13 protein-coding genes and 2 pseudogenes are annotated in these 23,046 nt (G+C 45.9%); 5 read left to right on the top strand and 10 right to left on the bottom strand.

The window, feature by feature from the left end; all coding sequences use genetic code 11:
- The gene (locus tag L5M17_RS20530) at positions 1 to 3,081 is read left to right on the top strand and encodes an efflux RND transporter permease subunit (protein ID WP_263148981.1); all 3,081 of its coding nucleotides are present in this window, start codon (positions 1 to 3) and stop codon (positions 3,079 to 3,081) included.
- Here the strand turns inward: L5M17_RS20530 and L5M17_RS20525 are convergent.
- The gene (locus tag L5M17_RS20525) at positions 3,066 to 3,311 is read right to left on the bottom strand and encodes a YdcH family protein (RefSeq protein WP_113939445.1); all 246 of its coding nucleotides are present in this window, start codon (positions 3,309 to 3,311) and stop codon (positions 3,066 to 3,068) included. The genes L5M17_RS20530 and L5M17_RS20525 overlap by 16 nt on opposite strands.
- A 260-nt stretch (positions 3,312 to 3,571) precedes the next feature.
- Between L5M17_RS20525 and L5M17_RS20520 the strand changes: the two genes are divergently transcribed.
- Positions 3,572 to 5,575: a methyl-accepting chemotaxis protein gene (locus L5M17_RS20520; protein WP_263148980.1), complete on the top strand. Its 2,004-nt coding sequence runs from the start codon at positions 3,572 to 3,574 to the stop codon at positions 5,573 to 5,575.
- Positions 5,576 to 5,987: 412 nt separating this feature from the next.
- On the opposite strand, the gene cydX is transcribed toward L5M17_RS20520, so the two are convergent.
- From cydX to purL, 4 genes are all read right to left on the bottom strand, one after another.
- Positions 5,988 to 6,104: a cytochrome bd-I oxidase subunit CydX gene (gene cydX / locus L5M17_RS20515; RefSeq protein WP_011788717.1), complete on the bottom strand. Its 117-nt coding sequence runs from the start codon at positions 6,102 to 6,104 to the stop codon at positions 5,988 to 5,990.
- A 19-nt stretch (positions 6,105 to 6,123) separates the two neighbouring features.
- Positions 6,124 to 7,263, bottom strand: a complete 1,140-nt coding sequence (gene cydB, locus L5M17_RS20510; protein WP_028761243.1) for a cytochrome d ubiquinol oxidase subunit II — start codon at positions 7,261 to 7,263, stop codon at positions 6,124 to 6,126.
- Positions 7,264 to 7,278: 15 nt separating this feature from the next.
- Positions 7,279 to 8,835: a cytochrome ubiquinol oxidase subunit I gene (locus L5M17_RS20505; RefSeq protein WP_028761244.1), complete on the bottom strand. Its 1,557-nt coding sequence runs from the start codon at positions 8,833 to 8,835 to the stop codon at positions 7,279 to 7,281.
- Between the two features lie 1,271 nt (positions 8,836 to 10,106).
- Entirely contained in the window at positions 10,107 to 13,988 is a 3,882-nt protein-coding gene (gene purL / locus L5M17_RS20500; RefSeq protein WP_263148988.1) for a phosphoribosylformylglycinamidine synthase, read from the bottom strand.
- A 279-nt stretch (positions 13,989 to 14,267) separates the two neighbouring features.
- On the opposite strand from purL, the gene mltF reads away from it, so the two are divergent.
- Positions 14,268 to 15,698, top strand: coding sequence for a membrane-bound lytic murein transglycosylase MltF (gene mltF / locus L5M17_RS20495; RefSeq protein WP_263148979.1), 1,431 nt, complete (start codon positions 14,268 to 14,270; stop codon positions 15,696 to 15,698).
- Between the two features lie 470 nt (positions 15,699 to 16,168).
- Here mltF and tadA read toward each other — a convergent pair whose 3' ends face one another.
- From tadA to guaB, 3 genes are all read right to left on the bottom strand, one after another.
- On the bottom strand, positions 16,169 to 16,693 hold the full coding sequence (gene tadA, locus L5M17_RS20490; RefSeq protein WP_411568947.1) for a tRNA adenosine(34) deaminase TadA: 525 nt from the start codon (positions 16,691 to 16,693) through the stop codon (positions 16,169 to 16,171).
- Between the two features lie 154 nt (positions 16,694 to 16,847).
- The gene (guaA, locus tag L5M17_RS20485) at positions 16,848 to 18,425 is read right to left on the bottom strand and encodes a glutamine-hydrolyzing GMP synthase (protein ID WP_028761248.1); all 1,578 of its coding nucleotides are present in this window, start codon (positions 18,423 to 18,425) and stop codon (positions 16,848 to 16,850) included.
- A gap of 118 nt (positions 18,426 to 18,543) precedes the next feature.
- Positions 18,544 to 20,010 (bottom strand): IMP dehydrogenase, encoded by a 1,467-nt coding sequence (gene guaB, locus L5M17_RS20480; protein WP_006085677.1) that lies wholly within the window; start codon positions 20,008 to 20,010, stop codon positions 18,544 to 18,546.
- Between the two features lie 120 nt (positions 20,011 to 20,130).
- On the opposite strand from guaB, the gene xseA reads away from it, so the two are divergent.
- A complete protein-coding gene (xseA, locus tag L5M17_RS20475) occupies positions 20,131 to 21,468 on the top strand; it encodes an exodeoxyribonuclease VII large subunit (protein ID WP_263148978.1) in 1,338 nt (445 codons plus the stop codon).
- A gap of 144 nt (positions 21,469 to 21,612) precedes the next feature.
- Here xseA and L5M17_RS20470 read toward each other — a convergent pair whose 3' ends face one another.
- Both L5M17_RS20470 and L5M17_RS20465 read right to left on the bottom strand, forming a co-directional pair.
- Positions 21,613 to 22,470: a LysR family transcriptional regulator gene (locus L5M17_RS20470; RefSeq protein ID WP_263148977.1), complete on the bottom strand. Its 858-nt coding sequence runs from the start codon at positions 22,468 to 22,470 to the stop codon at positions 21,613 to 21,615.
- A 123-nt stretch (positions 22,471 to 22,593) separates the two neighbouring features.
- A pseudogene (locus L5M17_RS20465) lies at positions 22,594 to 22,800 on the bottom strand (hypothetical protein); the annotation flags it as partial.
- 108 nt (positions 22,801 to 22,908) lie between these two features.
- Between L5M17_RS20465 and L5M17_RS20460 the strand changes: the two are divergent.
- Positions 22,909 to 23,046, top strand: a pseudogene (locus L5M17_RS20460) (IS4 family transposase); the annotation flags it as partial.

The following is a 23,046-nucleotide window of genomic DNA, read 5'->3' as shown; positions in this document are numbered from 1 at the left end:
ATGATTAAAGCCTTTGTTGAAAACGGCCGCTTAGTCAGCCTCGTTATTGCGCTATTACTTGTCGCAGGCTTTGGTGCGATATCGAGCCTACCGCGTACTGAAGATCCCCACATAACTAACCGTTTCGCCTCTGTGATCACCCCTTATCCTGGCGCCTCAGCCGAACGGGTCGAAGCCTTAGTGACTGAAGTCATTGAAAACCAGCTTAGACGTTTGGAAGAAATTAAGTTGATCCAATCAACCTCTCGACCAGGGATTTCAGTTATACAGTTAGAATTGAAAGACACAGTTAAAGAAACGGCTCCCGTATGGTCTCGAGCACGGGATTTATTGGCCGATGCGAAAATTAATTTACCTGAGGGCATACAATCTCCCACACTCGATGATCAAATTGGTTATGCCTACACCGCCATCTTAAGTTTAGTGTGGAATAGTAATACGCCCGTACAAGTCGACATGCTAAACCGCTACGCAAAAGAATTACAGAGTCGGCTCAGGCTGTTATCAGGCACGGATTTTGTCAAACTTTACGGCGCACCGACCGAAGAAATGCTAGTGCAGCTTGATGGTAACAAGATGAGCCAGTTACAGCTCTCTCCTGCGTCCATCGCCCATATTCTCAGCGGCGCCGACAGTAAAATTGCTGCCGGTGAAATCAACAACCGTGAATTTCGTGCCTTAGTTGAAGTCTCCGGCGAGCTTGATTCTTTAACCCGTATTCGCCAAGTGCCGCTTAAAATTGATAGCCAAGGGCAAATTATTCGCCTCGGCGACATAGCCACTGTGACTCGCCAAGCTCAAACCCCAGCGGATAGCATAGCGTTAGTCGATGGTGAACAAGGCGTAATGGTTGCTGTGCGAATGATCGATAATACCCGTGTTGATCTTTGGCAAGCACAAGTCAATAACGTCGTTGACGAACTCAATCACGAAGTCCCCGCCAATATCCAAATCCAATGGCTATTCGAGCAAAACAGTTACACCAGCGAACGACTTGGCGGGCTAGTGGTTAACCTGCTGCAAGGATTTGTCATCATCTTGCTGGTATTACTCCTCACCCTAGGCTTAAGAAACGCCATCATAGTGGCGATTTCATTGCCGCTCACAGCGCTGTTTACCTTGGCCTGCATGAAATATATCGGCCTGCCGATACATCAAATGTCGGTGACAGGACTCGTCGTCGCCCTTGGGATCATGGTGGACAATGCGATAGTGATTGTCGATGCCATATCGCAAAGGCGTCAGCAAGGAATGCGCCGTTTAGCCGCAGTGAGCGAAACCTTACATCACCTTTGGCTGCCCTTAGCGGGATCGACTATCACCACTATTTTGGCTTTTGCGCCCATAGTACTCATGCCCGGTGCTGCGGGGGAATTTGTCGGTGGCATTGCCATGTCAGTGATGTTTGCGCTGCTGGGCTCTTACGTGATTTCCCATACGCTAATTGCAGGGCTCGCGGGACGTTTTAGCCATGAAGGTAAACAGGATGTCTGGTATCAACACGGGATCAACCTCCCGCTAGTGAGCCAATATTTTCAAGCGAGCCTGAGAATTGCCCTTAAACGCCCCATCGTCAGCGCGCTGCTTATCGGCATTACACCAGTATTAGGGTTTTTCGCCTCGGGTAAGATGACGGAGCAATTCTTTCCACCATCGGACAGGGACATGTTCCAAATTGAAATCTATCTTGCGCCCCATGTGAGTTTAGAAAACACCTTGAACCAAGTGCAGTTGATGGATAAAAAACTCCACGCAGTCACAGGGATCACTCAAGTCGATTGGGTGGTGGGCGGTAATACGCCCTCATTTTATTACAACCTGACGCAGCGCCAACAAGGGGCGACTAACTATGCACAGGCCATGGTAAAAGTGACTGACTTTGAGCGTGCTAATGAGTTAATCCCCGAATTACAACAGCAATTTGATAGCGCTTTTCCCGAAGCGCAAGTACTAGTACGAAAACTCGAGCAAGGCCCGCCCTTTAATGCGCCAGTGGAGTTAATGATCTTCGGCCCGAATCTAGATACTTTGCGATCATTGGGCGACGACGTTCGTAATATTCTCGCGCAAACGCCGGACGTACTTCACACACGTGCAACCTTAAGTGCCGGTGCGCCTAAGCTGTGGCTACAGGTAAATGAAGATGCCAGTCTAATGAGTGGGTTAAGCCTGACGGACATTGCCAAACAGATCCAAATGTCAACCACAGGCGTTATCGGTGGCAGCGTGCTTGAGCAAACAGAATCGTTACCCGTACGAGTTCGCCTTACTGATGACAGTCGCGAGCAGGTGAGCCGCCTTTCTGAAATTCAATTAATGACACCTTCGGGTGAGTCTGTTGCATTATCCGCCCTCGCCCACAATGAAGTACAAGTGAGCCGCGGCGCCATTCCAAGGCGTAATGGCCAAAGGGTTAATACCATAGAAGCCTACATTGTCAGTGGGGTATTACCTGCTCAAGTACTTAATGATGTTAAAGATAAAGTGGCTCAATTACCGTTGCCATCGGGTTATCGCATTGAAATCGGTGGGGAAAGCGCTAAGCGTAACGAAGCAGTCGGTAATTTACTGTCCAATATGATATTGGTCGTCACCTTGTTATTAGCCACTGTAGTGCTGTCGTTTAACTCCTTTCGGCTCACAGCGATTATTCTATTGAGCGCGATACAATCAGCAGGACTTGGCCTATTAGCCGTGTTTGTGTTCGGTTATCCCTTTGGATTCCCGGTCATCATAGGACTGCTTGGATTAATGGGACTTGCCATTAACGCTGCGATTGTGATCTTGGCCGAACTAGAAGATATGCCGAGCGCTCGGCTCGGCGATATGGAAACCATAGTCTCTACCGTCAGCAGCTGTGGTCGTCATATCAGCTCAACGACCATTACCACCGTGGGCGGTTTTATTCCGCTCATCATTGCTGGCGGCGGGTTTTGGCCTCCCTTTGCCATTGCTATCGCGGGTGGCACACTGCTGACGACTTTACTTTCTCTGGTATGGGTTCCAACCATGTATTTGCTGCTGATGAAAACCCGTACGGCGAACACCCCATCCGCGATTCAAGCTCAAATCGCATCATGAACTAGATATTGGTACAGTTTATCTTTAAGGTTTAATCGCTCTAATTTTAACGCTAAAAAGTGCTCATCGGCGGTGGGCACTTTTGTTAACTCCAGCGCCCTAATTTTATTATCGAGTTCATGGTAACGACTAGCCATGGTCGCGAAGACGGTATTATTGACTTTTAAATGCTTAATTTGATCGACGAAATCAGGAAACTCATAAACCAACGCATGATTCTCACCTAGCATATACACTTCTCCTATAATGTGGTTCTAACACTATAAACTCCATTTACCTTAAGCAGCTTAGTCTATACCCTCAAAATACAGCCAGTACTTGGACATGTTATCTACTAACATTTCTGCAAAATAAGCCGATGAGTCCAAGTATAAAACTGCAAAAATATCAACGAAATGAGTTTAAAATTGCAGAAGTTTTAGACCCACATCAAGACTACAAAGTAAAACTTAGGCTACATTGATGTAACCGTTACCTATAGGATCTTACGATGAATTATAAAAATTGGCCTATTGCAAAACAAATTGGCGCCCTCGCGTTTATTCTTACTCTTCTCATCTTTGGCGTATTGAGTACCGTCTCCTATAAAGCCGCTTCAAATGTATTAGAAGATAAAGGTATCAGTGCCATGAAATCTGAAATGCGTGCAGTTTCAGACATGTTAGAGCTGCAGTACGATAGTCTTCTGCAACTTGCGAGACGCAACGCCGATGTTTTTAAGGAAATGTATCCTGGACAATTTAGTCTGCAAAATAAAACTGTCAATGTGATGGGAGTTGGCTCTCCAGCCCTAATGCATGAACAAGAACAAGTGAACTCATCAAAAAGTAAAGTCGATCGTTTTGCTAATCTAACTGGCGGTACCGCTACGGTATTCGTGCGTGATGGCGATGACTTTATGCGAGTTTCGACTTCGCTCAAAAAAGCCGATGGCAGCCGTGCACTAGGTACTTCCCTTGGCAAAACACATCCAGGCTATCAAGTGCTGATCAGCGGTAATGAATACGAAGGTTATGCCAAACTTTTCGGCAAAGACTACATGACAGTCTATCGTCCAGTGAAAGACACACAGGGCAAAGTTATTGGTATCTTATATATTGGCTTCGACATCACCAGTTCCTTAAAACAATTACAAGAAGCAGTTAACAGAATCACCTTAGAAGAAAGTGGCCATTTTCTATTAGTACGCAAAGCAGACAATGTGTTAGTCGCCCATCCTAAGTTCAACGCAGGTGACATCATCACCGAAAGTATGCTTGATGGCTTAAGTGTTGCGTATGCCACCCAAAATGATGCGGAATCCCATTACAACAATAGTAAAAATGAGCCCATGTTTGCCTATAGCCAAACCGTGACGGGCTGGAATTGGGTGCTAGTGGGTCAAGTCAAGGCAAGTGAGCTTAATGAAGAAAGTATGCAATTGCTCACCATCAACGCCATCGTTGCTATCACAGGGATCGCGCTGATCACAGCGCTATTATCAGTTGTCTTAATTCGCGCACTTAAACCTTTGCATGCCCTCCAAGTGCATATGGAAAATTTAGGCAGTGGCGATTTTAGCCATCACTTAACGCCATCAGAACCACAGAGTCAAAACGAAGTGGATCGAATCACGACCAGCGTATCAACTATGTCCTCAGAGCTCAGGCAATTGATTATTGCATTGCAGGATTCAGTCATGAGTCTAGAGCAACAAGCCTCCAAGGCACAGAGCATCGCGAAGCAAAATGGTGAAGAAGCTCAAGCCCTAATGCTACAAACGGATCAAATCGCAACTGCCATCGAAGAAATGTCGACCTCGATCCGTGATGTGGCTAATCATGCCCAAGATGGCGCAGTTCAAAGCCAGCAAGTGGATGCCGCAGCCAAAGAAGGTCAAAACCAACAGACTAAAGTGGTGCAGGATTTACTCAAACTCAGTCAGCAACTCAGCAACAGTCATCAATCGGTTGAAAAAGTCAGCCATGAAAGTGAAGCGATCAGCAAAGTGACCGAAGTCATTAACAGCATTGCCGAGCAAACTAATTTACTCGCATTAAATGCAGCGATTGAAGCGGCGCGCGCAGGCGATCAAGGTCGAGGCTTTGCTGTCGTTGCCGATGAGGTGAGGACTCTCGCCCAGCGGACACAGTCATCCATTGTAGAAATTGGCCAAACAATTGAAAAGCTGCAAACTCAAGTGAAAAGCACCACAGAACAAATGAGCCAAAGTCATCAATTAGGAATGGAATCTGCAGCACAGGGTGAAGCAACGGGTGAACAACTGAAGGAAATCACCCGTAGGATTGGCGAACTCGCGATTAGCTCACGCAATATAGCCTCGGCTACTGAGCAGCAAAGCAGTGTTGCACAAGAGATAACCCACAATTTACATCAGATCAGCGAACTCGCTAACGAAGGCGAGCACCGTGCCACTGAAACAGTGCATTCTGCCAATGAACTGTCTTCCTTAGCCGCCGCCTTAAAACGCCAAATAAGTCAGTTTAAGGCCTAACTCAAATACGGACTTAGATACAGAGTTAGTGCTTTATCAAACGTTAAATGCCGCCCTAACAGGGCGGCATTTTTTATAACAGCACTACATCAAAACGATAGGAGCAACATTTAAGAAAGGGATTTGGGACTTTGATTTAGGATCCTGACGTAAAGGAGTAATGGAGTAATGGAGAAATGGAGAAATGGAGAAAATATCTTAAACCATGCGAGCAAGCATCTGCAGAGAGCACAATCAAAAAGCGATGATATCAGGCCTATTCGCTGCAGTTATACCACCACTCTGCAGCGAAGTTAACTGCTTGGCCTAATACAATAACGCAGCTCTACTTCAAACTAAAATAACCTCAGCCCATCAAAAAATCCCAATAAAAAACCCCGCTAATGCGAGGTTTTTAAATCGAGTTTAGACGTTACTCGGCATCTTCTGCCGATCTGTCCATGTTCTCTGTATTTTCAAGCCACAGGGCATTGATAATCCCGAAAGAACAGGCCAACAAAACCCCTAATATCCACGTAAAATACCACATAGCAGATGCTCCTTAATGCCTAATAGAGTGAGGCTTTGTTATCTTCAATATGCTTACGGCCGATACGACCAAACATCTTGTAGTAAGTCCAGACAGTGTAGCTCAACACTATAGGTACGAAAATCGCTGCAGCAGCAGTCATAACACCTAAGGTCATTTTACTGGCTGTTGCATCCCACATAGTCAAACTGACGTTAGGGTTAAGTGATGATGGCATGACGAATGGGAACATTGCTGCACCGCAAGTCAAAATCACCATAGCCACAGTGAGTGAGCTGAATAGGAACGCAAAACCTGAACGGTTAAAGCGGCTAACCAAAATCACTAGCAGAGGCAATGCCACACCTAAGATGGGGAACAGCATAGTGATGGGGTATTTGTCATAGTTGGCAAGCCAAGCACCCGCTTCAATTGCGACGGTTTTCATGGCTGGGTTAGAAACCGCATTATGGTCCAGTACTGAAGTCACTACATAACCATCAATACCATTGGCTAACCACACACCCGCAGCAGCAAACAACACAGCCACTAACAGTGCGAAGAATTGCGTGGCTTTCGCAGCACGAACACGCAGCTCACTGTCAGTCTTCATTTGTAGCCAAGAAGCGCCTTGCATCATAAACATGCTCACGCTCACAAGACCTGCCAGCAAACCGAAAGGATTCAACAGGCCGAACAGACCACCATGATAAGTCGCACGTAGGAACTCGTCGAATTCAAAAGGCACACCTTGCAACAAGTTACCAAAGGCCACGCCTATGATTAGCGGAGGTACAAAACCACCGGCAAACAAAGCCCAGTCCCACGACTTACGCCATTTTGGATTTTCGATTTTAGAACGATAATCGAATCCGACTGGACGCATGTAGAGGGCAAACAGCACTAACATCATGGCGACATAGAAGCCAGAGAAAGACACTGCATACACCATAGGCCAAGCGGCAAATAACGCACCGCCTGCTGTGATTAACCACACTTGGTTGCCGTCCCAATGGGGAGCAATAGTGTTAACCATGATACGGCGTTCAGTATCGTCTTTGCCTATAATTGGCAGTAACGCACCGACACCCATGTCAAAACCATCAGTAACCGCAAATCCGATGAACAGTACGCCGATCAGAGCCCACCAGATAACTCTTAATATTTCATAATCAAACATAATGAAATCCTCTGCTTAGGCTTCTAGGTTCTCGAAATGATAACGACCAGTTTTCAAACTGCTCGGACCAATGCGGGCAAACTTAAACATCAAGAACATCTCAATCACCAGCAGTACAGTGTAGAACAAGGTGATAGAAAGGATACTGAACCATAAGTCGCCAGTCGTTAAGCTTGACGCAGACATAAAGGTCGGTAGTACCTCAGAAATCGTCCAAGGTTGACGACCATACTCAGCCACAAACCAACCACACTCAATCGCGATCCAAGGCAATGGCAAGCTATAAAGTGCAGCTTTAAGTACCCATTTTTTCTCGGCAATTTGATGACGTGTGCTTTGCCAGAATGCCGCAGCAAATACGAACAACATGATAAAGCCTAGACCTACCATCACACGGAAGCTCCAGAAAATCGGTGCTACGTTCGGGATAGAATCTTTAGCTGCTGCTTTAATTTGCTCTTCAGTCGCATCAACCACTTTGTCTGTGTAGCGTTTCAGTAAGAAACCGTAGCCTAAGTCGACTTTCGCTTCTTCAAAAGCAGCACGTAGTTCAGGCGTTTCTTCACCCGCTCGCAGTTTCACTAGCATGGCATAGGCTTTCATACCGTTACGGATACGCACTTCATGCTCAGCAATCAAGTCATGAATACCAGTCACTTCTTCATCCAACGAGCGTGTTGCCACTATACCCATCGCATAAGGAATTTTGACTGCAAAATCTGTTTTCATGGTTTCTTGATTCGGAAAACCGACAGCAGTAAAGGCTGCTGGAGCAGGCTCGGTATGCCACTCAGCTTCAATCGCTGCTAACTTAACGCGCTGTGCTTCACCCACTTTATAGCCAGATTCGTCACCTAACACGATAACCGACAGAATCGCCGCCATACCAAAGCTTGCCGCAATCGCGAATGAGCGACGGGCAAAAGGTAAGTCACGTTTCTTGAGGATGTAATAAGCACTGATCGCCAGTACAAACATGGCACCCGCCACATAACCCGAAGCGACGGTGTGAACAAACTTAACCTGCGCGACAGGGTTAAACACAACCTCAGCGAAGCTGGTCATTTCCATACGCATGGTTTCGTAGTTGAACACTGAACCCACAGGGTTTTGCATCCAACCGTTTGCCACTAGGATCCACAATGCCGACATGTTAGAACCAAAGGCCACTAACCAAGTCACGACTAAATGCTGACGCTTAGTGAAACGATCCCAACCGAAGAAGAACATACCCACGAAGGTAGATTCAAGGAAGAAGGCCATTAAACCTTCAATAGCCAGAGGCGCACCAAAGATGTCCCCTACGTAATGCGAATAGTAAGACCAGTTAGTACCAAACTGGAATTCCATTGCCAAACCTGTGGTAACCCCCAAGGCAAAGTTAATACCAAATAACTTACCCCAGAACTTAGTCATATCTTTATAAATTTGTTTATCTGTCATCACATACAGTGATTCCATGATAGCCAGCAAAAATGCCAACCCCAAAGTCAAGGGAACAAATAGGAAGTGATACATGGCTGTCAGCGCAAACTGCAACCGCGATAGCTCAACAACCTCTTCAACAATCATCGGTGACTCCTTACTTGGTGCGTCCAATTGCTATGACAAAACCCGCGTCAATCACAGCAAGTGCCTTTGTAGGATAGTGAGTTTTCATTTTGTGTTTATATCTGCGACAACAGTATAAACCGTTAAATTTAATCTTTTGCATTAGTTCGAAGCAGCAAGGGCTAAAAAGTACCAATATCTGTTGCATATTGAGACGCGAGTCACACTATCGCAAGTAACTGAGACCGACGCCCTACCACTCACTCAATCAAATGATTTCATCGATATAAATATCAGATAGTTAAGATATTTATTCATTTTCATTTGTGGCTATTTTATACCACCTCGCTTTGATGCAAATCAATCAAACTCAGGGGTTTAGGTGGGTTTTGCGGTGAGGCACACACTTCCCCACCAGAGAGGATTGACAATCGATAAAAACAAGAGTAGTGAGCAGCCATTAATTAATATAAAGTCATACTTTTACCAACTAGGCAGTAAAAATCAGCTCTAATCATCAAAAAACCAATAAATAAATAATGTTGCAACAAATTAACTAAAAAAATATTGTCACAAATTTAAGTGGCCACAATTTAAAACCTTTAAAATCAAATATAAATACATATAAATATAAAAAACCACAATCTAACAGGCTAAAATGCATTAGTTTTAATAATGAATATTTGTATTTTTTCTCGTTTGAGAAGCTAACCTAAGTTGTTTAATATATGTCCTGTGTTAAGGAGACAATTTGGTAGAACTGGTGTCGTAGCCCAGCCAAGACCAACTTCGCGCACATAGGTACTAACTTTTGGTGTGGAGATATCGATATGACTAAATTATTTGAACGTCTGGTTAACAGCTACAAGCGTGTTTTTGTTGAACTTTATACAGCTAATGAGCTGAAATAATCCCCAGAATTACTCGTGAAATTTATTGCATTTATGTGAAGTTTTGTTAGCGCAAAACGGGCCCCCATCTCCCTGAGATTGGGGGCTTTTTCTATATTAAGACCCTAGCATCCCCCAACAACACCAGAACCCCATAAAACACCACGCCCCGTATCAAATGCGCAACATACCTATTAATAGGTATTTACCGATTAAAGTGGCTATTTTGCCACTTTAATCCATTAGATTATTTGCAATAAGCGTTAATAATTTGAAATACAATCACTTCCATAAAATGCATTTTATATATAAAAAAAGGAGCGAAATTATCGCTCCTTTTTTACGCTTTCATTAACCTGCTTTTGCCCCTCAACAAAGGCAAAAGCCGTTGACTTTAAACGCTTAACCTAAGGTCACTCGCGCATTACGGAACATACGCATCCAAGGGCTATCTTCACCCCAAACATCTGGATGCCAAGAGTTAGCCACAGTTCTGAATACACGTTCGGGGTGCGGCATCATCAAGGTTACGCGGCCATCTGTGGTACAAATCCCAGTCAAGCCATTTGGCGAGCCGTTCGGGTTTTGTGGATACTGAGTCGCGATATCACCTTTACCATTGACAAAACGCAGCGCAATCGTGCCTGACGCTTCGGCAATCGCCAGCGCTTCAGGGCTAGCAAACTCAGCCAAACCTTCACCGTGAGATACAGCAATGGGCATACGTGAACCGGCCATACCTTGGAAGAATAACGACGGGCTCTGTTGTACTTCAACTAAGCTGAAACGCGCTTCGAAACGCTCCGAGCGGTTACGCACAAAACGTGGCCAGTGCTCGCTACCTGGGATAATTTCTTTCAGGTTTGACAGCATTTGACAGCCATTACACACGCCAAGGGCAAAGCTTGAGTCACGTTCAAAGAAACGAGAAAACTCATCGCGAGCTCGCTCATTAAACAGAATCGACTTAGCCCAACCTTCACCTGCGCCTAATACGTCACCGTAGGAGAAGCCACCACAGGCCACTAGGCCTTGGAAATCCTCTAGGCTGATACGGCCAGATAAAATGTCCGACATGTGTACGTCGCGGCTTTCAAATCCAGCGCGGTCAAAAGCAGCTGCCATTTCCACGTGGGAGTTAACGCCCTGCTCACGCAAAATCGCCATCTTAGGCGCAGCGCCCTTAAGGATATAAGGTGCGGCAACATCAGTGCTTGGATCAAAACTTAAGTTAACGGTTAAGCCTAAATCAGTTTCGTCTTGCTTAAGTTTGAACTCTTCAAGCGCGCACGCTGGGTTATCACGCAGAGCTTGCATACGATACGTGGTTTCTGACCACACAGTACGCAGCGCTACACGGGTATCACTGAAGATTTCACGCGCGCCATCTTTAACAGTGATGCGTTGATCGTCGGCTAGAGTTCCGATCACATGGCAAGGCACGCCAGCGATAGCGAACTGAGCGGCAATTTTCGCAGCATTGTCACGGCTCACTTGCAATACAGCGCCGAGCTCTTCATTAAAGAGTCGTTCTAAATCAGTGCCCTGCAAGTCTTCTACATCTATGTCTAAACCTGTATTACCGGCAAAAGCCATTTCCACTAAGGTAGTGAATAAACCACCGTCGCTACGGTCGTGGTAAGCGATAACCGACTTCTTAGCCACCAGATTTTGCATGGTTTCGAAGAAACCGCGCAGCAGTGCAGCATCGTCAAGATCCGGCGCAATATCACCCAGCTCACCAAACACTTGGGCTAAACAAGAACCACCTAAACGATTTTTCCCCGCACCTAAATCCACTAACAGTAAAGACGTTTCGCCTTTATCTGTGCATAGCTCTGGCGTCACTGTATTGCGAATATCTTGCACCACACCAAAGGCGGTAATCACCAATGACATAGGTGACGTTACTGTTTTATCCGCGCCATCTTGCTGCCATGCGGTCTTCATCGACATAGAGTCTTTACCGACCGGAATGGTCAAGCTCAGCTCTGGACACAGTTCTTCACCTACGGCTTTCACCGCTTCATAAAGACCCGCATCTTCACCTGGGTGACCCGCGGCAGACATCCAGTTGGCAGAAAGCTTAATACGCTTAAATGAACCGATATCGGCACCAGCGATATTCATGATTGACTCAGCCACAGCCATACGGGCAGAGGCGCCAAAATCAAGCAGTGCCAGCGGTGTACGTTCACCCAGTGACATAGCTTCACCGGCGTAGGTATCAAAGCTTGCCGCAGTCACAGCGCAATCGGCCACAGGCACTTGCCATGGACCCACCATTTGGTCACGGTTCACTAACCCCGTAACTGTGCGGTCGCCAATAGTGATAAGGAAGGTTTTATCCGCAACTGTAGGCAAGCTCAGTACGCGTTTAACCGCTTCTTTAACATCAATCTTGTTTTGTTCGAGCGCTGGCGATACGGCTTTGGCCGATACCACATCGCGGCTCATCTTAGGCGCTTTGCCTAATAAGACTTCGAGCGGTAAATCGATAGGATTATTGTCGAAATGGCTGTCGCTAAGCGTCAGGTGTTTTTCCGCCGTCGCTTCACCCACCACCGCAAAAGGCGCGCGCTCACGCTCACAGATGGCAGTAAATAGCGCGAGGTTTTCAGGGGCAACTGACATCACATAACGCTCTTGTGATTCGTTACACCAAATTTCCAGCGGGCTCATGCCAGGCTCATCCGAAGGCACATTACGCAGATTAAATAAACCGCCGCGCTCGCCGTCATTCACGAGTTCAGGGAAAGCATTCGACAAACCGCCAGCGCCCACATCGTGGATAAATTGGATAGGGTTTTTATCGCCAAGCTGCCAACAGCGGTCGATCACTTCCTGACAACGACGTTCCATTTCTGGGTTTTCACGTTGCACAGAAGCAAAATCTAAGTCTTCACTCGATTGACCCGATGCCATAGACGAAGCGGCGCCGCCGCCCAGACCTATGTTCATCGCAGGGCCACCCAGCACAATTAGCTTAGCGCCAACGGTGATTTCGCCCTTTTGTACGTGTTCTTCACGAATGTTACCTAAACCACCGGCTAACATAATTGGCTTGTGGTAACCACGGACTTCAACACCGTTGTGGCTGCTGACTTCCTGCTCATAAGTACGGAAATAACCGACCAATGCCGGACGACCAAACTCGTTGTTAAATGCCGCGCCGCCCAGTGGGCCTTCGGTCATGATGTCCAGCGCGCTCACGATACGTTCTGGCTTGCCATAGTTACCTTCCCATGGTTGAACAAAACCCGGGATTTTTAAATTGGATACACTAAAGCCTGTTAAACCCGCTTTAGGTTTAGAACCACGACCCGTCGCGCCTTCATCACGGATTTCACCACCTGAACCGGTTGCAGCGCCAGGATAGGGGCTGATGGCGGTTGGATGGTTGTGGGTTTCCACTTTCATCAGGATGTGCATTGGTTCAGTGTGGTAGTTGTATACCCCATCAGGATCGGGGAAGAAACGACCCGCAACCGAACCTTCCATCACAGCAGCGTTATCTTTGTAGGCAGATAACACGTGATCAGGCGTGGTTTCAAAGGTGTTCTTGATCATCTTGAACAGTGACTTAGGCTGAGCTTCACCGTCAATGGTCCAATCTGCGTTAAAAATCTTATGACGACAATGCTCAGAGTTCGCCTGAGCAAACATCATCAATTCGATGTCATGGGGATTGCGACCTAAACGGACGAAGTTCTCGACTAAATAATCGATTTCATCTTCAGCTAAAGCAAGCCCCAATTCAGTGTTAGCCACTTCAAGTGCGCGGCGACCTTCGGCAAGAATATTGACGCTCTTAAACGGCGCAGGCTCAGTGCGTTTGAACAACACATCGGCTTTAGCAAAATCATCGAGGATAATTTCAACCATGCGATCGTGCAGCAACGCATTTAAAACTTGTTGCTGAGGCGCTGTCAGTGCATCTGACTCGACATAATACGCAACGCCTCGCTCCAAACGCTTTACTTTACCAAGGCCACAATTGTGCGCGATGTCAGTGGCTTTTGAAGACCAAGGAGAAATAGTACCGGGGCGAGGAGTGACAAACAGGAGTGAACCTTGGGGGATATGAGCTTCTATCGCAGGTCCATAGGTGAGAATTTTTTCAAGTTGCTGGCGTTCATTTGTGTCGAGCAACTCGCTCAAATCCGCTAAATGGACATACTCAGCATAGATTTGGCGTACCGGAAGCGCCGCGTTTTCGCAGGCCTCCATCAGCTTTTGCACCCTAAACGTCGAGAGTGCAGGGGCTCCGCGGATGATCTCCATCACGTCTATTCACCTTATTATTTATTATTGCAGGGGTCAGAGGTGGCGCTATTATAAGGAAATGTCTGTCACAAATCACCTGCGACCTTACGCAAAACAGTGTTTCCTGTGATATAAAAAGCCCAGTATTGTGTCGGCTGTACTTTCCCCCAGAATGATTTTTTTTCGAAATCGCAGACAAACGGATATAATCCCACCAATGTCAGCCAGTTCACCACTAATGCCCCACTGTTAACTCGCTATCTATAATATTGATTTTATTTACTATAAGTACATTTAATGACTCGATTTCTGTTCGCTCTTATCTTAAGTTTCCTACTGACTGCCTGTCAGCAGGTGACCGTGGACGAAACAGAATTCGTGCCGAAAAAATTAACTGAGCTAAGAGTAGGTACACTTTACGGCCCACAGATTTATATGACTTCGGGCCAAGGTGATAGCGGTTTCGATTACGATATGGCGGTATTGTTTGCCGAATACTTAAATGTGCCCTTAAAAATGGTGCCCTACACAAACCGTATCGAGCTGTACGAAGCCCTCAAAAAGAATGAAATCGATATTATTGCTGCAGGCATGACAGAAACGCCCACAAGGCGAGAACAGTTCCGCTTAGGTCCACCGCTATACCGAGTGAATCAAGTGTTGGTGTATCGCGAAGGCATGCCAACCCCAAAAGACATCAGCGACTTAAAAGGCAAGATCACCGTTATCGCCGACTCTTCCTTCGTCGAGACCTTGACCCAGTTACAAAAGCATTATCCAACGCTGGTGTGGGATCAAATTACCGACAAAGACAGTGAAGAGTTGTTGGCCATGATTGCCAACAAAGAAATTGACTACACTATCGCCGACTCCAGCAGCGTACAGATCAACCGTCGCTACCTGCCCGACCTACGCTCAGGCCCTGTGCTAGAAGAAAAACTCGATGTGATCTGGCTGTTACCTCCCACTCACAGTGATGAACTTATGAGTAAATTGCTGGCCTTTTGGCACCAAGAGAAGCTTGCCGGTACGCTGGATCATCTCAACGAGAAATACTTTGGTCATGTAAAACGCTTCGATTATATTGATACTCGCGCATTTATCCGTGCCATTGAGACAGTATTGCCGCGTTATCGACAATTATTTGAAACCCATGCTGGCAATTTAGATTGGCGTAAACTGGCAGCAACCAGCTATCAAGAATCACATTGGAATCCTAATGCCCGCTCGGCCACAGGAGTGCGTGGCATGATGATGTTGACTCAGCCAACCGCCAAAGAGATTGGGATCACCAACCGACTCGATGCCGAAGAAAGTATTCGCGGCGGCGCGGCGTATTTGAACGATATGATCAATCGCCTGCCAGAATCGATCCCCGAGAGTCAACGCATGTGGTTTGCGCTGGCCTCTTACAACATAGGATATGCCCATATTGAAGATGCACGTAAGCTTGCGGAATCGATGGAGTTAAATCCCAATGCTTGGCGAGATTTAAAAAAGGTACTACCGCTACTGCAAAAGCGTAAATATTATCAAAAAACACGTTATGGTTACGCCCGAGGCAGTGAAGCCGTTCATTACGTCGACAGCATCCGTCGCTACTATGACACGTTAGTCTGGGTGGATAATCAGTCGAAACAACCTGACCCCGATGAAGACTCGAGCGATCTTACTGCGGAAGAACCCGTACTTCCTGCGGGAACGTTAAGTCCTGATCAACCTAAATAGCTTAACTCGTTAGCGCTCAGGTGCATGGGCCAAACGACAATCCAACAATTCACTTCTTATATATCAAGTACAGAGTTTTACGCAATTAGAACATCAACATAAAAACATCAAGATGTACGTAGATGTCTTCAACAAGGTCAGATACTAAGCAACAGGCAAGCTGAATTAAGGTTTGCCAACCTAACTCAAATTTGCGATTAAAAACATCGTTTAGTTCAGCTTATCTGACCAGTGCTATTGCTGCACTCCTGTGCAACTGCTACTGTCTTGGGTTATGACCTAAGATAAATCTCTGTAGGGCATCGATAATAACAATTAATGGGGTCAATATGAGAAGAAAAACCATCAACAATACCGTTGCGCGTCGTCGTACTTTGCTAAAAATTCGTCATCGCCGTATTTTAAATCGTCAAAAACTCTTCTTTACTTTTATTCAGTCTCAGGATTAATCCTGTCACGTTAATCGTCACTTACCCAATAGCTTGCTGCGCCTTTTGAGCCTGTTTCAGGGCTTTTTTCTCTTCCCTGCGGCGTTTAAAAAAACGACTCAATTGCGCGCTACAAGCATCGGCCAGCACCCCAGATGTGACTTCAACTTGGTGATTAAACGCCGGATGTCGCAATAAATTCACCACAGTACCCGCTGCACCCGTTTTTTCATCGCGTGCGCCAAATACCACACGAGCAATTCTGCTATGCACCATAGCGCCCGCACACATAGCGCAAGGCTCGAGGGTGACATATAAAGTCGCATCTAAAAGACGATAGTTTTCGACCAAACGCCCCGCTTCCCGCAAACATAAAATTTCCGCATGGGCGCTAGGATCGTGCTGGCTAATGGATAAATTGTAACCCGTCGCAATCTGCTGACCGCCTTTGACCAATACCGCACCTACTGGCACTTCGCCCTCGGCCTCGGCTTTTTCTGCCATCTCCATCGCGACTTGCATCCAATGTTCATCTTGCTGAGATTGTTCGTCTTGTTGCGTTTGCACCACTTACACCTTTATCTCTTTTAGCAAAAAATAAAGCCGGATTATATCAGTCAAGCACAGATATTTCACGGCTGACTCATTAGCCTAAGTTAATCCATCGAACAACAAAAAAGGCGCACTAGGCGCCTTTTAATCGTTAATTCAAATAATTAACTTATTCCCATTCGATAGTCGCTGGCGGCTTGCCAGAGATATCGTAAACCACACGGGAAATGCCATCGACTTCGTTAATGATACGGTTTGATACGCGACCTAAGAAATCATAGGGCAGATGTGCCCAATGGGCTGTCATAAAATCGATTGTTTCCACGGCGCGCAGTGATACAACCCAGTCATATTTACGGCCATCGCCCATAACACCGACTGAGCGTACAGGTAAGAACACAGTAAAGGCTTGGCTGACTTTATTGTATAAGTCGGCTTTATGCAGTTCTTCAATGAAGATAGCATCGGCGCGGCGCAGCAAGTCACAGTATTCTTTTTTCACTTCACCTAATACGCGTACACCAAGACCTGGTCCTGGGAACGGGTGACGATAAAGCATGTTGTATGGCAGGCCTAACTCAAGACCAATTTTACGCACTTCATCTTTGAACAGTTCACGCAGAGGCTCGACTAAACCAAGCGCCATATCGGCTGGCAAACCGCCAACGTTATGGTGAGATTTAATCACATGGGCTTTGCCTGTGGCACTACCGGCAGATTCAATCACGTCTGGATAAATCGTGCCTTGCGCTAACCATTTGGCATTGGCGCATTTTTTCGATTCTTCATCGAAAATTTCCACGAATACGCGGCCGATGATCTTACGCTTAGCTTCTGGATCGGCTTCGCCTTTCATCGCATCGAGGAAACGGTTTTCCGCATCAACATGGATGATATTCAGGCCGAAATGATCGCCAAACATTTCCATCACTTGCTCGGCTTCATTCAAACGCAATAAACCGTTATCAACGAATACGCAGGTCAGTTTTTTACCGATAGCACGGTGTAGCAGCATAGCCACAACCGAAGAATCAACACCGCCCGATAATCCTAAAATCACTTCATCATCACCGATTTGCTTCTTCAAGCGCTCAATCGCATCTTCGATGATAGAGGAAGGTTTCCAGTTCGCCGCACAGCCACAAATGTCTAAGGCAAAGTGCGATAACATGCGCATGCCTTGGCGAGTGTGGGTCACTTCTGGGTGGAACTGTACGCCGAAGAATTGCTTCTCTTCGTTTGCCATAGCGGCAAATGGACAAGTGTCCGTTTTAGCGACCGCCACAAACCCTTCAGGAATAGCCGACACTTTATCACCGTGGCTCATCCATACGTCGAGTAAGGGTTTGCCGTCACTGCTAACCGCATCTTCAATGCCTTTGAATAGCAATGAATCTGTCAGCATTTCAATTTGAGCGTAGCCGAATTCACCTTCGCCCACACCTTGGATCACTTTACCGCCCAACTGCTCAGACATAGTCTGCATGCCGTAACAAATGCCCAGTACCGGCACACCTGCGGTAAAGACGTATTCAGGCGCACGCGGCGAGTTTTCAGCCGTAACACTTTCTGGTCCGCCCGCAAGAATAATGCCGTTCGGGGCAAATTCGCGGATTTGGGCTTCTGTTACGTCCCAAGCCCATAATTCACAGTAAACGCCGATTTCACGGATACGACGGGCAATCAGTTGAGTGTACTGGGATCCAAAATCGAGGATCAGTATCTTGTGCTCATGAATATCGCTCATGGGTAACCTTTATCTCATCTATTGTTTTAACATTGCTCAAAGCAGCGACTGCCAGCTTTAAGTATTGGATCATACGTTTTACAAAGAGGCGGCTTACGCCGCCCCTCTTATCAAACGATTAAGAACCTGAACGGTAGTTGGGCGCTTCTTTCGTGATAGTCACATCGTGTACATGGGATTCGCCCATGCCCGCTGAAGTCACTTTCACAAATTGGGCTTTTTCATTCAGCTCTAGAATGGTGGCGCAACCTGTTAATCCCATGCAAGAACGTAGGCCGCCCATATGTTGATGGATGATTTCCTTCAACTTGCCTTTATAAGGCACGCGCGCCTCTACACCTTCGGGGACTAACTTGTCTGCAGCGTTGTCCGATTGAAAATAGCGGTCAGATGAACCTTGAGACATAGCACCTAATGAACCCATACCACGGTAGGATTTATACGCACGGCCTTGATATAACTCAGTTTCACCTGGTGCTTCCTCAGTTCCCGCAAACATTGAGCCCGCCATAATGCAAGATGCACCCGCGGCTAATGCTTTGGCTAAATCGCCAGAGAAACGAATGCCGCCGTCGGCAATCACAGGAATACCTAGGCTCTTCATGGCTGCGGCAGCATCGGATACCGCAGTAATTTGTGGTACGCCAACACCTGTCACGATACGAGTCGTACAGATAGAACCAGGGCCAATACCCACTTTAACTGCGTTAACACCCGCTTCGACTAAGGCTAATGCACCTTCAGCCGTAGCAACGTTACCACCGATAATTTGCAAATCAGGATGTTTAGCGCGAGTTTCACGAATGCGTTGTAAAACGCCTTCGGAATGACCGTGGGAAGAATCGATAAGTAAAACGTCAACACCGGCTTTAACCAGAGCGTCAACACGCTCTTCATTACCAGCGCCCGCACCTACGGCGGCACCAACACGTAAACGGCCTAACTCATCTTTACAGGCATTCGGTTTACGTTCGGCTTTTTCGAAGTCTTTAACTGTGATGAGGCCTTTCAGCTTATAGTTATCATCAACCACAAGAACTTTTTCGATACGATGTGAGTGCATCAATTTTTGCACTTCATCTAATTTAGTGCCTTCGGCAACAGTGACTAAACGCGCTTTAGGCGTCATCACTTCTTCTACCGTTTTGCTCCAATCTGTCACGAAACGTACGTCACGACCAGTGATGATACCGACCAGCTCATTGGCTTCGTTGACCACGGGATAACCCGCAAAACCATTCTTCAGTGTTAACACTTTCAGATCGGCTAAGGTCGTTGATGGGGTCACAGTCACAGGTTGTTGAACCACGCCCGCTTCGTAAATTTTTACTTTACGAACTTCTTCGGCTTGTTTTTCAATACTCATGTTTTTATGAATAAAGCCTAAACCTCCTTCCTGCGCCATCGCGATCGCAAGACGAGCTTCGGTAACTGTGTCCATAGCGGCAGACACAAGTGGGATATTCAATTCAATGGTATTGGTCAGGCGAGTTTTTAGAATGGCGGTATTTGGGAGTACAGTCGAATGCGCAGGAACAAGCAACACATCGTCAAAAGTAAGCGCTTCTTTAATTAAACGTAGCATATGCAACATCTCCCCAGTTGAGTAGGATTTAGAGGTGAAATATTGCGGCGGGATTATACCTTGCATATCGCCACTGGTAAATGGAAAATAGTAAATATCCCCATTTTATTGAGTTATTCGATGCAAGGCACCAAAAACAACATTTATACTGTCTCGCGGCTCAATGGTGAAGTCAGACAAATTCTCGAGGGGCAACTGGGTAAAATCTGGCTCAATGGCGAAATATCCAACTTTTCCTCCCCCAGCTCAGGTCATTGGTATCTCACCTTAAAAGACCACTCTTCACAGATCCGTTGCGCCATGTTTAAGGGCCGTAACCAAACGGTCAGCTTTAAGCCCATCAATGGTCAGCAAGTACTGGTCAAAGGCGCGATCAGCGTTTATGAACCCAGAGGCGACTATCAATTATTAATTGAGTCCATGCTGCCCGCTGGGGATGGATTACTCGCCCAACAGTTCGATGCACTCAAGATGAAGCTCGCCGCCGAAGGATTATTCGCCGCCGACACCAAAAGATTGCTACCCAAAAATATTCAACGCATTGGCGTTATTACGTCACCTACGGGTGCGGCGATCCGTGATGTATTACATGTATTGGCAAGGCGCGATCCTTCGATTGAAGTCATTATCTATCCGACTCAAGTTCAGGGCGAAACCGCAGCACAGAGTATTTGTCAGGCAATCAATATCGCCAACCAACGTTTAGAAGTCGATGTATTACTGCTCACCCGTGGCGGCGGTTCGCTTGAGGATTTGTGGTGTTTCAACAGCGAAGCCCTCGCCCATACGATTTATAACAGCGCCCTGCCCATTGTCAGCGCCGTCGGCCACGAGGTTGATACGACTATCAGTGATTATGTTGCTGATATCCGCGCCCCAACACCGTCTGCGGGCGCGGAGCTATTATCACAAGACAGTGGTAATAAAGCGCAAAAACTCGCCACAGCCTTATCGCGCCTGCAACAAAGCGCGAAACATTATCAGCTTAAACAAGAAAGACGACTTAGTTTGCTAGAGCACAGACTGCAACGCCAGGACCCTAAACGGACTTTGCAGCAGTTCGAACAAAGATTCGATGAGATGCAATTACGACTAGAGTCCGCGCTGTCGAATCGCTTGCATCTGCTCAGCCGCCGTCAGCAGTTGCTCGCAAGCCGCCTTGAACAGCAATCTCCCAAGCATAAACTCGCCATTGAGGGTAACCGCTTAAGTTATCTTGCGAGCCGCTTACAGGATGCATTGCAGGACAAACTTAGCCAAAGTGAACAGCGGATAAAATACGCGGCCCATCAACTCGAAACCGTCAGCCCGCTTGCAACCCTAAGCCGTGGTTACAGTATTACAACCGACGCAAACGGCGCTGTTATCACATCAGCGAGTCAACTTAGCATAGGTGACACTATGACGACCCAACTACCCAACGAATGCGTCATCTCTACCGTTACTTGCCTGCCGTAAAATAAGCATTGATATTATATGGCGGTTTCTGACTGTATATGTGGCATAAAATAATAAGCTTTATGCCGCAGCAGCATTGAGTATAGTATCAGATAATCTAAACACATTAACAAGACTGACTGATTTAAGAAAAATAGACTGCAATTATTTTATATCTAAACTATCGTTTGATACTTTTTTAAACATATTAACCAACACCCTTAAACTTTTGTGTTGTGAATACTTTTTTGAATAAAGGCATATTGGCCCAGAGACATTATTTTGAGTTGGTCCATGGCATACTTCTAGATTATCATTATTGCTAATCATCACATTAGGCAATAGCCCAATACCCACCCCATATTCAATCAAACGCTCTGCAAAATCAGGTGTATCTATAATTAATTTTCGTTTGAATTCTTTATTTCGATTTAAGGCTGTAGACAAGTCATGCCAATGATCCCAAGCCTTTGAATGAACAAGAGTTGGACAGGGTAAATCAAACTGTTTATTAATTTTTTTTGCCCAGCTAAATTTCAATGTATCAATCACACCTTCGTTGCAATATCGAGAATGATTATCAAACAATCCTTCAGTAATGACTATATCTGCCTCTTCCTTATCCAACCAACTTTTTATAGCAGTTAATTCACCTGTTTTTATGTGAAATAAATTATTATCCAATAACTCATTTGTCAAATAAGGTGCGACATACTTCAAATAAAGTCTTGGCTGAGTCACAACAACTATGGGTTCTTCTTCAAAAAAATACTCAACTACACTGTCAAACTCTTTATAACTGGTCACGATTTTTTCAGCGACTAAATATAGCTTCTCACCTTCTTTAGACAAAGAAACTCGGCCTTGCTTCCGAATAAACAAGATTGTATCAAGATCTTTTTCAAGCTTTATGATTTGCCCACTGACATTGGGCTGCGTAGTTTCTAATATCTCCGCAGCCCGTGAAAAGCTAGAATACTTTGCTGAAAAATAGAAAGCATGAATAGTGCTACAGCTAATCATAAATTAAAACCTTGATTTTAAATAATTAAAATATAGCCCAAGACATTACTTGTCAGCCAACAAAAATATCACAACACGTGTCAAAAGTAACAAATTTAAAATTATGGTGAGCTAGATCTACAACTAAAAATAGAAACCAAAGTTTATATTAACTCTTTTATCCCAATCATCACCCACTTCAGGTAAACCTATATGATCATTATTGGCTGTTGAAAATGTCATATTTTTCCCCATAACAAAGTCGATCATTGTGTAGGTAGGGCCTGCAGAAATGGCCATACCAGTGACGTTTTGCATACTGTTATCGTAGCTATCATCATCAACATCTGGCGCTGAAGAATCCCCTGATGATTTACAAATAAATCATCAAATTAGGGTGGAAGCGCATCTTGTTGCATGATCAAATGGTTTCGCTAAAAACTACACTTGGACAACAAGATGCGCGAAGCCAATATCCTACAACATTCTTTACACCAATACTGCCCAGAACTTCACCTAAAACGATTAAACAGCTTGATGCTGGCCTCTAAGGCACTGATTGAATGTAAGACACTGACCTTGACTGAGTTAGGTCGA

This window comes from Shewanella sp. SW24 (genome assembly GCF_025653395.1).
Classification (GTDB): domain Bacteria; phylum Pseudomonadota; class Gammaproteobacteria; order Enterobacterales; family Shewanellaceae; genus Shewanella; species Shewanella oncorhynchi.
Note: the sequence above shows the minus strand (reverse complement) of the source record. Positions and strands in the feature narration are given on the sequence as shown.